Here is a 12,921-nt window from a genome sequence, read left to right as displayed (position 1 = left end):
GGGCGGGAACAACATTCTGGCTGAGTGGTTTCCGCCCACCCGGCCGTCTCGGTCGCCTTCAGCCGACGTGGAACACCTCGGGGATGGTGTGCCGCGGCAGGTCGATGTGTCCGGCGGCGGCAAGCGCGCGCCAGAGGTCGGTGGGTATCGGACGGATGGAGCGTTCCACTGCTTGGACCGCTTGGTCGACGCCTCGCACACCTGCGACGACGCACAGAACCTGAGGGAAGAGGAGCGGGTACTGCATCGCCGCAGAGGGGAGGGTCGCGCTGTGGTCGCGGCAGATCCGTTCGATGTCGCGGGCACGGGCGAGGACGGGTGCGGAGGCCGGGGCATAGTCGAAATGCGCATCGTCTGGCACGTGTTCGTGGCTGAGGAGGCCCGAGTTGTAGACCGCGGCAGCAACGACGGCGACGTCGCGTTGTGCGGCGAGTTCCAGCATCCGTCGAGCGTCGTGTTGTTCGAGCAGGGTGAGGCGTCCCGCGCACATCACGATGTCGATGTCGGTCCGGTCGATGAGGTCGGCGAGCATCGCGCCCTGATTCATGCCGGCACCGAATGCGGCGACGACCCCCTGATCGCGAAGCTCCGTGAGCGTTTCCGCCCCCGTCGTCGAGGCGGCTTCGAAGTGCTCGTCGGGATCGTGCATGTAGACGATGTCGACGCGGTCGAGTCCCAGGCGATCGAGGCTCGCGTCGATCGACCGCAAGATGCCGTCGCGGCTGAGGTCGTAGACGCGCCGGTGATCGGCAGGTACATCGAAGAAATGCGCCATGTCGCTGATGCCGGCTGTCTCGGGACTGGGCACGAGGAGCCGACCCACCTTGGTCGACACGATGTACTCGTCGCGGGGGTACGCGCGGAGTGCTCGACCGAGGCGGCGTTCCGAGAGGCCCAGACCATAGTGCGGGGCCGTATCGAACACTCGGATGCCGGCCTCCCACGCTGCCTGTACCGTCTGCTCTGCTTCATCGTCGGATATCGCGTGCGAGAGGTTGCCGAGTTGGGCACATCCCATCCCCACTTCGGTGAAGCGACGCCCTCGGTGGGATCGGGTGGCGAGCGTCTTCATCAGCCGACGATCCGGTCTTCGATCGCGTCGCGATCCCAGTCGATGCCGAGCCCGACGGTTTCGGGTGCCAGCGCGCGGCCGGCCTCGATGACCATCTCCGTCTTGGTGACGGCACGCAGCTGAGGGATGTGCTCCACGTATCGTCCGTTGGGGACGGCCGCGGCCAGGCTCACATGAAGCTCCATGAGGAAGTGCGGGCAGACGTCGACATTGAAGGACTGCGCGAGGTGGGCGACCTTCAACCAGGGCGTGATGCCGCCCACGCGGGCGACATCGACCTGGACGATACCGGCTGCACCGCGGTCGAGATACTCGCGGAACTGAGCGATCGAGTACATCGATTCCCCGACGGCGATCGGAGTGGATGTCGATCGCGACAGGCGTGCGTGTCCTTCGATGTCGTCGGCGGGAAGCGGCTCCTCGATCCAGCCGAGGTCGAGCCCGTCGAACAGCCTGGCGCGGCGGATCGCCTCGGCCGCGGTCATCGATTGGTTCGCGTCGACCATGAGATCGAATCCGGGGCCGACGGCGTCGCGGATGGCGGCCAGCCGCTCGCGGTCCTCCTGCCCGTTCGGCTTGCCGATCTTCACCTTCACCCCGCTCAGACCCTTTCGCTGGGAGGCCAGGGCGCCCTCCACCAGTTCGTCGACCGGAAGGTGAAGCCATCCGCCTTCGGTGTCGTAGAGCGGCACGTCACGCCGGAACCCGCCGGCGAGTCGCCACAGCGGCAGGCCGGACCGCTGGCAGGCGACGTCCCACAGCGCGGTGTCGACCGCGGCCAGTGCGAGCGACGTGATGGCGCCGGTCGTCGTCGCCCGGGTCGAGGCGAACAGTCGGTGCCACACGGCCTCGATGCGGTCGGCATCCTGACCGATCAGCAGGTCGAGGAGGTGATCTCGCAGCATCGACAGCACGGCCCGCCCGCCCGTGCCGATCGTGTACGCGTACCCGCGCCCGTGCAGTCCGTCGCTCGTGGCCACCTCGACGAAGATGGTCTCCTGTTTCACGAAGCTCTGCACCGCATCGGTGCGCTCCGTCTCGACGGTGATGTCGACGAGGAAGGCGCGGGCGGTGGTGATGGTGGATCTCATTGCAGCTCTCCTTGGAGGGTATGGCGGTACATCGGTGTTCCGCGATGGCAGGGGAAACGGTGCTGCCGAGGGGCGTCCCGGGGCGATCGATGATCGAAGATCAGAAACTGCGAGCCAGCGCTCCGCTCACTCCTTCACGCCGCCGGCGGCGAGCCCGCTGGTGACGTACTTGAAGCCGAAGACGATGATCACGAGTGCCGGCACGCCGAGCAGCACGAGTGCGGCGTAGTACTGAGAGGATTCGGCCGGAGTCGGGCCGAAGGCACTCTGGATCGTCTGCACAGCCTGCGCAGCCGTGGTCAGCCCGGGGGAGCGCAGCAGGACCGACGGGAAGAGGAAGTCCTGCAACGACCACATCACGCTCAACGCGGCCAGGTTCAGGAGCGGACCACGGCAGAGGGGGATGGCAACGTGCCGGAAGATGCCGACGTGGCTCGCACGATCGAGGATGGCGGCCTCGACGAGCTGCCGGGGAATATCGTCCATGCGGTTGCGAAGGAGCAGAACCGCGAAAGGGAGGGTCAGCACGGCTTCGGGCAGGGCCACACCGATGTGGGTGTTGAACAGCCCGAGGGTCCCGCTGATGAAGTAGACCGGGACGAGGATGGCGGTGGCGGGAACGGCGAGGAACAGGAGCACGCCGTAGTAGAGCGCTTCGCGGCCGGGGAATGCGATGAAAGAGAACGCGTAGGCGGCGAGGGCGCCGATCACACACACGAGTCCGGCGTGCATGAGCGCGATGATGGCGCTGTTCACGAAGGTCTGCGGAATCGACACGCCGTTCAAGCTGCGGGTGAGAACCGCCCAGTAGTTGCCGATGCCTCCGACTGCGATCGACATCTGCACGGCGTTGACGAGAGGGGCGGCGAAAGCCAGACCGATGACGATGAGGAAGCCGTAGATGAGGATCTTGTCGATCCGCCGGCTGCGCAGAGGCAGCGCCTCTTCGTCTGCGACGCTTCGGGTTCTCATGCGTGCCATGGTCACAGGGCCTTTCGTCGCACGATGATCTGCACGACCGAGATGATGAGCGCGATGACCAGCACGATGATCGAAGCGGCAGCGGCGTATCCGACTCGATCCAGGCCGAGCGTCGCCTTGTAGATGTAGGTGCCCGTGATATCGGTCCGGCCGCCGGGCTGGCCGCCGGTCGAGAAGAAGATGATGTCGAAGGCTCGGAACGATCCGAGGATGACCGACAGGATCACGGTGATGTGCGTCGTGCGCAGCAGCGGGAAGAGCATGATGCGGTAGATCTGCCAGACGGATGCGCCATCCAACGTGGCCGACTCGACGATCGAGGCGTTCACCTGGGCCACGTCCGTCGTGTAGTACATGATAGGCAGCCCGATCGTGAAGGTGAGCAGGATGCCGATCGCGACGTAGGCCGCTGCGGGGTCGCCGAGCCAGTCCTGGGCGAGGAAGCCCAGGCCGATGTTGCGCAGGCCATCGTTGATCGCACCGTCGCGCGTCTCCAGCATCCGTCCGAAGACCGTCGCGAACAGCGACATCGGGATCAGCGACGGCAAGAGGAAGACCGTGTAGAAGAGTCGCCGCATCCTGACGCCCGAGGCGAGCATCATCGCCAGGATGAAGCCGAGGGTCAGGGCGGCCAGCACGCCGAACAGTCCGAACGCGATCGTGTTGATCAGGGAGTGGTGGAACGTCGGGTCTTGCAACACGAGGACGAAGTTCTGCATTCCGACGTCGACCGCGTTGCGGAAGGTCAGGCCCACGCGCTCGGTGCTGACCACTCCCAGGATGCCGAAGCTGTACAGGAAGTACACCCCGTAGAAGAGCAGCAGGGGGGCGAGGAAGAGGACGGCGTACCAGCCTCCGCGGAGGGGCGACCTCCCTCGGGTGCCCCGCGCGGGGGAACGGCGTTGCCGCCGACCCCCCGCGCGTGTAACGAGAGTGGAGGTCTCGGTCGTCGTCACTGCTCCTCGCCGTGCGGGTAGCGGCCTGACGTCCACTCGTCCTGCATGGTCGCAGCGGCTTCCTCAGCGGTCTTCGTGCCGCGGAGCACGTCGAGGATCGCATTGCCTTCGACCTGGTTCAGGAAGTCCTGCTGGCTGTCTCGCGGGGACGTCGGTGCTCCGATGAGATCGCTTGCCGTCTCGAAGCCTTCCTGCGCCGCGGCACTCTCCAGCACACCGTCGGGCAGCGTGTATCCATCGAGGCTCGGAACCAGGACGAGGTCCTTGGCCCAGACGTCGGCGCCGCCGGCTTCCACCATGAACTTGATGAATGTGCTCGCTGCCTCGACGTTCTTCGATGTCGCCGGAATGGCGAGACCGCCTTCGGCCAGCGCGCGTACCGCGGGTGAGCCGCCGTCGATCACCGGGAGGCCGGTGACGCTGACGTCTTCGAGCTCGACCCCGTTCTCGGCCCGGTACGACGCCGAAAGGAGCGAGTTCTGCCAAGAGCCGTCGATGAAGAAAGCCGCCTGACCCGCGGAGAACAGCTCGCTGGGACGTGTGCCCTGAAGGCTGAGTACATCGGTTCCCACGATCCCGTCATCGAAGATCGACTTGTAGGCGTTGAGGCCGTCGATCACGGCCTGCTGGTCCCATGCGCCGTCGCCGCCGATGATGTCGTCCGACAATCCGGGCGAGTGCTGCTCGGCGATGCCGAACAGCATCTCCTCCTGCCAGTACGGCTCTCCCGTGAAGACCACAGGGGTGACGTCGGGCTTCTCGGCCTTGATCTCGGCGACCGCTTCCTTCCACTCCGCCGCAGTAGTGGGCACATCGATGCCGAGCTCGTCGAGCATCGCGGCGTTGTAGTACATGAGCGGGCTGCCGATCGAGCCCATCGGGACGGAGTAGAGCACTTCGTCATCCGCGATCGACTTCGTCTGTTCGACCATCGTCGGGTTGATGTCGGCGAGCCAGTCGCCGGTCCAGTCGTCGGCGGGATGCAGGAAGTCCTTGACGGAGTTGGTCATGGCCGAAACCTGGACGCCGACCACGTCGATGTCCTCCCCGCCGGAGAGGGCGAGTGGGAGCTGCTTCTGATAGTCGGCCGCTTCGAACGTGCGGAGCTTGACCGTGATGTTCGGGTTCTCTTCCTCGAAAGCGGCGATGGCCGCGTCGAGCGTGGCCTGCGGTGGGAACCAGGTCCAGTAGGTGATCGTGGCCTTCTCGCCAGTGTTCTGCTCGACGTCGTCCGGGCCGCCGACTCCGCCGCTCGAGCCGCATCCTGCGAGGAGAACCGCGGTGGCTGTGAAGGCTGCTGTGGCGACTGCTGCGTTGCGCAATCTCATGTGATGTGTCCTTTCACTTCATTGTGATCGTGATCCCGCTCAGCAGTCGAATGAGTGCCGGATATGCTGTCGCGATAGGCTGATGGTACGCGTATCATTAACGAATCGCAACACGAACGAAGGAGTTCCATCATCAGTACTGTCGCCAGCGTCGTCAGCAACGATGCCCACATCGACTGGTTCGCCTCGGCCGGCTTCGGAGTCTTCGTCCACTTCGGTCACGCGTCTCACCGCGGCTGGGAATTGTCGTGGCAGATGACCGGCGGGGTGGAGGGGCAGCACCCCGCGCGAGAGCCGGTCGGATGCGAGGAGTACTTCGCGAATGCGGCGGAGTTCGACCCGCAGGATTTCGATGCCGTGGAGTGGGCGCGCGTCATTGCGGATTCGGGCGCTGCCTATGCGGTCTTCACCGCGAAGCATCACGACGGGTTCGCCATGTTCGACACGGGGCTCTCGGACTACTCGATCACGAAGACGTCGCCGTTCGGTCGCGACCTCACGGCCGAACTCATCGTGGCGCTGCGGGAAGCGGGTGTGGGCATCGGGGTGTACTTCTCGCTGCCCGACTGGCACCACCCGGACTACCCGCGCATCACAGATGAGACGGTGACGAAGCCGTATCGCCTCGGCAGCTACGAGCGCGTCTCCGCTGCGCAATGGAAGCGGTATCACGAGTTCTTCATCGGACAGCTGACGGAGCTGCTGACCAACTACGGCGTCATCGACGTGCTGTGGTTGGACGGTGAATTCGAGCACACCCCCGAAGAGTGGGATTTCGAGGGGATCCGCAGCCTCGTCGCCGCGCTCCAGCCCGGATGCGTCGTCAACGATCGGTGTGTCGGCTTCGGTGACTTCGCGACTCCTGAGCAGCAGATGCCGGAGCTGGTGCCGGCCCCTGGGAGATCTGCATGACGATGACGGACTCCTGGGGCTGGGTGCCGGATGATGGGCCCTGGAAGAGTGTGCCGTTCATTCTCGCGACACTGGCCGAGACCGTCTCTTCGGGCGGGAACCTCCTCCTGAACGTCGGGCCCAGGGGAGATGGACGCATTCCCGAGGAGGCGGTGTCCCGGCTCGATGATGTCGGTCGTTGGATCCGGCGCAATGCGCCAGCCGTCCGTGGGGCGATATCCCGTCCCGAGGGTCTCAGGGCGCCGCTCCCGTTGGGGCGGAAGGTCGATTCGGATGGTGAGCACATCTTCGTGTACGGCACGCTCCGTCCGTGGGATTCGATCACGGTCTCCAACATCCCCGTCCGACGTGTGGCGTCTGTCCGAGTCCTCGGGGACGCGCGGACGCTCGATCACGTCGCAGTCGCGAGTCTGCCCGAAGTGCATGCAGGCAAGGCGGACCCGCGTGGCGAACTGATGATCGCGATCCCGCCGGATGTGGCGAACATGCTGGTCCCGGTCATCGACATCGTGCTGCGAGACGAGTGACGCCGAGCCCGGGCCCGCCGTGTCGTTCGCGAGTGGGGAGGGGGCGGTGGCGTCCGCGTGCCGGAATGCGACGTCACCGCCCGGTCTGCACGTAGCATCGGGGGGCAGGAGCACGTGAAGGGAAGAATGATGGCCACGATCCGAGATGTCGCTGACAGGGCCGGAGTCGCCCCGATGACCGTTTCGCGGGTGCTCAACAACCCCGACTCGGTGTCGCCCAAGACCCGAGCTCGCGTCGAGTCGGTGATCGCCGAACTCAAGTACGTGCCGAACATGATCGGCCAGACTCTGCGCACCAACCGGACGATGGTTATCGCGCTCGTCGTCGCCGAGATCAGCAACCCCTTCGCGATTCAGCAGATCCGCAGCGTCGGCGACGCGGCCAGGCGTGGCGGCTACACGGTGCTCTTCGCCCACACAGAAGCGAGTGAGGAGAACGAGCTGACGCAGCTGCGCGCACTCGTTCAACGACGCGTCGACGGTATCGTGCTCGCGCCGGTGACGAACCGACCCGATTCCGTCGATTTCGTGCAGGGCCAGGGGCTGCCGATCAGCGTCATCGGCTACCCGATGCCGGAGAACGACGTGGACGTCGTGCGCTGTGACACAGGCACGGCATCGCGGGACCTCACCGACTACCTGCTCGGTCTCGGGCACGAGCGGCTCGCCATGTTGTCCGGTCCCCGCGACATCGTCACCGCACGAGAGCGGACGGATGGTTTCGTCGCCGCGCTCGCGGGAGCGGGAATCTCGGCCGTCGCCATGCACAACGCTCCCTTCACAGTAGATGGCGGCTATCAGACGGCGCTGTCGGTGCTCAACGCTCGGATCCGGCCCACCGCTCTCGTGACGGCGAACAACTTCATCGCCATCGGTGCAGCGAAGGCCGCCCGCGAGCTGGGGATGAGGGTGCCGGAGGATGTCTCGATCGTGACCTTCGACAATGCTCGGAGCGACTCGGTCCTCGACCCGTTCTTCACCGGCATCATCCAACCGGTCGCAGAGATGGCGGAGCTGGCGACCGAGATGCTGCTCGATCGACTCGCGGGTGACTACGACGGTCCGGGCCGGGAAATCGTCCTGCCGACTCGCTTCGAAGTCCACGATTCGACAGCGCCACCGCGTGAGATGAGCTGACGGCCGTCACGTCGGTCTTTCGCGCCCGACGTCGGAGTCAGCGTGTGCGGTGGAGCCTCGTCGCCCCGCCTCGAACTCTTGACAACGGCTTTTCAGCGGATCACACTGAGCGGTGGTACGCGTAACATTCCCGAGTCAACGACGACGAGAGGTACACACCATGCACCCCCGACTTTCTCGAACCCGAGTGGCGGCGATAGCGCTGATCGCGCTCACGGCCAGTCTCCTCACGAGTGCGAACGCCGCATCCGCCGCGAGCGATCTCCCTCAAGGAGGCCCCGCTGAGATTCCCATCAGCACAGTCACCGATGTCGACGGGCAGGTCGTGCTCGGTGCGAACCGTGCCGCGCGCAGCTCCGATTTCACCTTCGGCGCTCCCAATTGGCCGTTCGACCTGTACATGTCGGGTTGGACCCGCACCGACCAGCACTTCACGTGGACCGTCAATCAGCCCACGGCTATCACGTATCGTGTGCAGGCGCTCATGGCCGCGGCCCAGGGGCAGCAGTTCCAGCTGACGGTGCGGAGCGGCAACGCCACCGGCCCCGTGCTGTCGACGACCACGGTCGCGACGACCATGGCAGGCGGTCAATGGGATCGCCGGCTGATCGGTGACGTGACGCTGCCGGCGGGCGCCTCGAGCATCACGTTGACGCGAACAGGTTCGCTCTCAGGGACAGCCTCGCTGAAAGCTCTCGAGATGTTCCCGTCGAGTGGGTACGCCGCGTATCAGGCGAAGGTCACCGCGTCGCGCGCCGACACGAGCGCGCTCACCGGGAATTCCTACGGGCTCTTCTTCCAGTACGGCCCGTGGGGCGGGCCGCGCAGCGGGGCGAAGAAGTCGATGGAGCAGCAGACCAACGACTTCGATGTCCCGGCATTCGTCGAGAAGGTCAAGGCTTCTGGCGCCGGATACGTGATCTGGTCCATCTCCTGGTGGACGTATCAGATGTCGGCGCCGATCTCGTCCGTCGACGAGATCCTCGGAAACGGCGATCGCACGACGCAGCGAGACCTGATCGGCGAGGTCGCGCACGCGCTCAAGGCGGAGAACATCGGATTCAACCTCTACTACCACACCGGTCAGGACTGGCACCTCGGCGCGAACAGCACCGACTGGTGGCAGAAGCAGCAGTACCCCGCCACCTATCCCACCCGTGGCTGGGGCGACCGCACCACCTTCATCGCGAACTGGAAGCGTGTGATCGAAGAGATCGGAACCCGCTACGGCGGCGACCTCGACGGGTGGTTCTTCGACGATGGCAACGCCTACTACGGCTACAGCTACCTCGACCTCAAAGAGACTGCTCGCGCGGGGAACCCCGAGCGTGTGGTGAGCTTCAACGGCGGCTACAACTCTGCACAGATCACGAACACCGACGACATCTTCTTCGGTGAGCTCTCCAACAACGGCAACCCGTTGCCGGGGATCTCGGCACCCAACGGCAGCGACGGGAAGATCATCGCAGGTCCGGGCGTCGGCGAGGCGGATCATCTGATGAGCATCACGGAGAACAACTGGGGCATCACCGGATCCGGTCAGCCGATCAACGCCACGGGCGAGACAGCAACCCAGCTCGCAAACCGGATCGCCACGATGAACGCGCGCCGCATGCCCTTCAGCATGAGCGTGATGATGTGGGAGAACGGCTCCTGGGGCAATGCGACCCAGAACAGGTTGGAGGATCTTGCGACGTTGGTGCATGGCGGACTCGGGCAGATTCGGGTGGCGGACACCGACCCGTTCATCTCCTACGGCGCCGGGTGGTCCCGGAACGGCGGGCTCGCGCGACCGTTCGGCAACTACAACAGCGACGTCTCGTACGCCACAGCCAACGGCGCCGAGTTCAGCTACACCTTCGAGGGAACCGGCATCGAGCTGCTCTCCGAGCGGCATCCGGCATACGGCGATATGGATGTGTACATCGACGGGACGCTCGTCCAGACGGTCTCTGCGTACGCCGCGGGTTCACGACAGGTCAAGCAGGTCGTCTTCAGCAAGCGCGACCTGTCGCCGGGGACCCACACGATCCGCGTCGTCAAGCGCTCGGGCCAGTTCCTCGTCGTCGACGCACTCCAGGTGCTGCGACCGACTCTGGTGAACAACCACTCCTCGGCGATCACCTACGCAGGCAGCGGGTGGTCGACGAGCATCAATCGCGATTTCGGCAACCACAACAACGACGTCGCGTACACCACGGTGGACGGCGCATCAGCGACGTTCACCTTCACCGGCAGCCGCATCGGGTTCGTCACCGAGAAGGAACCGAGCTACGGCCTTGTCGATGTGTACGTCGACGGCCAGCTCCAAGGGACGGTGGACGCGCGAGCGACGAGCCGGCAGGCCATGCAGGAGGTGTTCGCGATGTCAGTGACTCCCGGAACGCACACGATCAAGGTCGTGAAGAAGTCGGGATCGTTCATGCTGGTCGACGCCTTCCGTGTGACACCGTAGGGAAGAAATCGTGAGGGGCACCGGGGTCTTCTCCGGTGCCCCTCATCGCGGTGTCTGACCCTCGCTACGACGCCTGTGCGGAGGGTGCGCTCGTTGCTACGCGAAGGAGACCACCCTTGGGGTTGCAACGATCTGCCTTGTACTCACGCCGTACGCCGACGAGCTTGCGCGACGGAAACCGCGCCGAACAACAAGGCTCACGAGGGCCGCGAAGAGGCTCGACCCCTCCTGTCTCATTTTTTTGTAGCGCTTGATGTAAAAAGAGGGCATACTCGTCACATCCCGCTCACGCCACTGAAAGGCTTCGTGTGACCGACCAGACCAGAGCCCGTCGAAGCTCTCTCGATAACATCGTCAAGCCTGCCAGCGTCGCGATAATCGGTGCATCCGGCACGCGCCCGGACGCCACGGGAAACCAGGTCATTCGAAACCTGCGTTCTGGTGCCTTTGCAGGTCGCATCGAGGTCGTCAATCCAGCCGGAGGGTGCATCGAGGGGATCGACGCAGTCACTCGGTCGGGCGACGTCGGTCCTGTGGACCTCGCGATCATCGCTGTCGCGCCCCGGTCGGTGGTCGCTGCTCTCCGCGGCGCTCACGACGCCGGGGCTGCTGCGGCCCTCGTCATGAGCGTCGGCATGGACGATGCGCAGCTCGCGGAACTCCGGGAGTTCGCTCTGGGCAACGAAATGCTCGTGCACGGCCCGAACTGCATGGGCCTGATCAACGTGACTGACGACGTGATGCTCTGGGCGGACGAGGGCAATCTCACAGGGCTGCCGCGTGGTCCGGTCGCGATTGTGTCGCAATCTGGTTCGGGCGCGATCTTCGTCGCACGCTCGATGAGCGCGGCAGGGTTCTCGAACATCGTCTCGACGGGGACGGAGGCCATCACATCGACGGCGGACTACATCGACTACTTGGTCGACGACGAATCGACGGGTGTCATCGGCATCATCATCGAGACCGTCGGCCCTGCGGAGCGGTTCACCGAGGCGGTGGGCCGTGCTCGGGCCGCGGGCAAACCTGTGGTGGCGCTGAAGGTCGGACGAAGCAGAGCCGGCGCGTTGGCCACAATCGCGCATACAGGAGCGATGATGGCAGAGGACAGCATCGTCTCCGCCTACTTTGCGAGCATCGGTGTGCCGCTCGTGCGTGACTACGACGAGCTCGCCGCAACCCTGGAAGTCCTCGCCCATTTGCGCGAGCGCTCTTTCGGCGATGGGCGTATTGCAGCGATCACAATATCCGGCGGGCAGGCCGCTCTTGCGGCGGACCTAGCAGACTCCCTCGGCGCGTCGTTGGCTCCGTTGTCCGACACGACGCGCTCTCGTTTGAGTGCTGTCCTTCCCGGTGCGGGTATCAACAATCCGCTCGATGCTGGGGGGAGCGAAACGGTAGATGACGGCTGGTATGGCGACTGCCTGGAGTTGCTCGCGAGCGACCCCGCCGTGGACGTCGTCCTGGTCATCACAGACTCCCAAGCGACCTTGAACGATGTCGAGATCAGTTATGAGGACGAGCTGGTCGAGAGCGCTCGAGAGGTGGCAGCGCGCCATCGCAAGCCGTTTGTGATGGCTTCGAGCTCGTCGGTCTCACTGCACGTCGACCGTGTCAGTCCGCCGGAGCACCAGTTCCCCGCCGTGCGAGGGATCGCGAACGCGCTCAGCGCCATCGTCAGCGCGACTATCGCGCTCGCACCAACTCCTGCGACGCAGGCGCGTCCGCGCGGACTCCCGCAGGAAGGCGAGGTCATGAAGCTCCGAGCTGAGCTGTCGGCCGCCTCAGGGCAGATCGATAACCTCCTCGGGGCTCAGCTCCTCGACTCCTACGGAATCGCCACGCCGCCGTCGGTCAGGACGGCATCAATCGAGGAGGCCGTCGCGTGGGCAGGCTCGGCGGGCTACCCCGTCGTGCTGAAGATCGACTCGCCCGACATTCCCCATCGCACCGAGGTTGAGGGAGTCGTCGTCGGCATCGCGACGCCTGAGGAACTGCGCACGAGATGGAGCGCGATGTTCGATCGGGTCCGCGAATTGCGGCCCGACGCCCGAGTTCTCGGCGGCGAGCTACAGGCACAGCTGACAGGCAGCATCGAGGCGATCATCGGGGCGGTGAGCGACCCCGACCTGGGGTCGACCGTCGGGGTCGGCATGGGTGGAGTCCTGGTCGAACTGCTTCGTGACACCGAGAGCACTCTCGCTCCGGCGTCCCCAGACACGGCTCGGGCCACGCTCGCGAGAACCCGGTTGCGACAGTTGCTGGACGGCTACCGAGGGATCAACCCCGTCATCAACGATGAATCGCTGATCGACGCATTCGTCCGCGTCTCCTGGCTGATGCACGACCTGCGCGGGCTGATCACGGAGTTCGAAGCCAACCCGGTCCTGGTCGACGCGCGCAGCGGAGCGGTCTACGCCGTCGACGTCCTGCTCGTCCGTGGGGAAGCGGGGTGACGCGGCGAT

At 65.2% G+C, this 12,921-nt stretch carries 10 protein-coding genes; 5 read left to right on the top strand and 5 right to left on the bottom strand.

Translation table 11 applies throughout. From position 1 onward, the window contains the following. Window positions 1–58: 58 nt before the first annotated feature. The 5 genes from V5D55_RS02690 to V5D55_RS02670 all read right to left on the bottom strand — a co-directional run bounded on the left by V5D55_RS02690 (window position 59) and on the right by V5D55_RS02670 (window position 5,428). Window positions 59–1,072, bottom strand: coding sequence for an aldo/keto reductase (locus V5D55_RS02690; RefSeq protein ID WP_435747400.1), 1,014 nt, complete (start codon window positions 1,070–1,072; stop codon window positions 59–61). After that, window positions 1,072–2,163: a mandelate racemase/muconate lactonizing enzyme family protein gene (locus V5D55_RS02685; protein WP_435747398.1), complete on the bottom strand. Its 1,092-nt coding sequence runs from the start codon at window positions 2,161–2,163 to the stop codon at window positions 1,072–1,074. The genes V5D55_RS02690 and V5D55_RS02685 overlap by 1 nt, the downstream gene beginning before the upstream one ends. A 126-nt stretch (window positions 2,164–2,289) precedes the next feature. Next, window positions 2,290–3,135 carry a carbohydrate ABC transporter permease gene (locus tag V5D55_RS02680; RefSeq protein WP_435747396.1) on the bottom strand — a complete coding sequence of 282 codons (846 nt, stop codon included), beginning with the start codon at window positions 3,133–3,135 and terminating at the stop codon, window positions 2,290–2,292. 11 nt (window positions 3,136–3,146) lie between these two features. After that, window positions 3,147–4,100: a carbohydrate ABC transporter permease gene (locus V5D55_RS02675; protein ID WP_435747394.1), complete on the bottom strand. Its 954-nt coding sequence runs from the start codon at window positions 4,098–4,100 to the stop codon at window positions 3,147–3,149. Further along, a complete protein-coding gene (locus V5D55_RS02670; protein WP_435747392.1) occupies window positions 4,097–5,428 on the bottom strand; it encodes an ABC transporter substrate-binding protein in 1,332 nt (443 codons plus the stop codon). The genes V5D55_RS02675 and V5D55_RS02670 overlap by 4 nt, the downstream gene beginning before the upstream one ends. Before the next feature lie 93 nt (window positions 5,429–5,521). Here V5D55_RS02670 and V5D55_RS02665 point away from each other — a divergent pair, with 93 nt between their 5' ends. The 5 genes from V5D55_RS02665 (at window position 5,522) to V5D55_RS02645 (ending at window position 12,912) form a co-directional block, all read left to right on the top strand. Beyond that, window positions 5,522–6,340, top strand: a complete 819-nt coding sequence (locus V5D55_RS02665) for an alpha-L-fucosidase (RefSeq protein ID WP_435749248.1) — start codon at window positions 5,522–5,524, stop codon at window positions 6,338–6,340. Further along, window positions 6,337–6,867, top strand: coding sequence for an alpha-L-fucosidase (locus V5D55_RS02660; protein ID WP_435747390.1), 531 nt, complete (start codon window positions 6,337–6,339; stop codon window positions 6,865–6,867). Before V5D55_RS02665 ends, V5D55_RS02660 begins: the two co-directional genes overlap by 4 nt. A 129-nt stretch (window positions 6,868–6,996) precedes the next feature. Next, the gene (locus V5D55_RS02655; protein WP_435747388.1) at window positions 6,997–8,004 is read left to right on the top strand and encodes a LacI family DNA-binding transcriptional regulator; all 1,008 of its coding nucleotides are present in this window, start codon (window positions 6,997–6,999) and stop codon (window positions 8,002–8,004) included. A 160-nt stretch (window positions 8,005–8,164) separates the two neighbouring features. Then, window positions 8,165–10,459 (top strand): carbohydrate-binding protein, encoded by a 2,295-nt coding sequence (locus tag V5D55_RS02650; RefSeq protein WP_435747386.1) that lies wholly within the window; start codon window positions 8,165–8,167, stop codon window positions 10,457–10,459. Between the two features lie 308 nt (window positions 10,460–10,767). Beyond that, a complete protein-coding gene (locus V5D55_RS02645; protein ID WP_435747384.1) occupies window positions 10,768–12,912 on the top strand; it encodes an acetate--CoA ligase family protein in 2,145 nt (714 codons plus the stop codon). Window positions 12,913–12,921: the final 9 nt, after the last annotated feature.

The organism is Microbacterium sp. PMB16 (genome assembly GCF_051294855.1).
Classification (GTDB): domain Bacteria; phylum Actinomycetota; class Actinomycetes; order Actinomycetales; family Microbacteriaceae; genus Microbacterium.
Note: the sequence above shows the minus strand (reverse complement) of the source record. Positions and strands in the feature narration are given on the sequence as shown.

What these genes read in the sequence shown, in the direction of transcription:
- V5D55_RS02690 (WP_435747400.1), bottom strand. Translation starts at nt 1,072, where the DNA reads ATGAAGACGCTCGCCACCCGATCCCACCGAGGGCGTCGCTTCACCGAA.
- V5D55_RS02685 (WP_435747398.1), bottom strand. Translation starts at nt 2,163, where the DNA reads ATGAGATCCACCATCACCACCGCCCGCGCCTTCCTCGTCGACATCACC.
- V5D55_RS02680 (WP_435747396.1), bottom strand. Translation starts at nt 3,135, where the DNA reads ATGAGAACCCGAAGCGTCGCAGACGAAGAGGCGCTGCCTCTGCGCAGC.
- V5D55_RS02670 (WP_435747392.1), bottom strand. Translation starts at nt 5,428, where the DNA reads ATGAGATTGCGCAACGCAGCAGTCGCCACAGCAGCCTTCACAGCCACC.
- V5D55_RS02660 (WP_435747390.1), top strand. Translation starts at nt 6,337, where the DNA reads ATGACGATGACGGACTCCTGGGGCTGGGTGCCGGATGATGGGCCCTGG.
- V5D55_RS02655 (WP_435747388.1), top strand. Translation starts at nt 6,997, where the DNA reads ATGGCCACGATCCGAGATGTCGCTGACAGGGCCGGAGTCGCCCCGATG.
- V5D55_RS02650 (WP_435747386.1), top strand. Translation starts at nt 8,165, where the DNA reads ATGCACCCCCGACTTTCTCGAACCCGAGTGGCGGCGATAGCGCTGATC.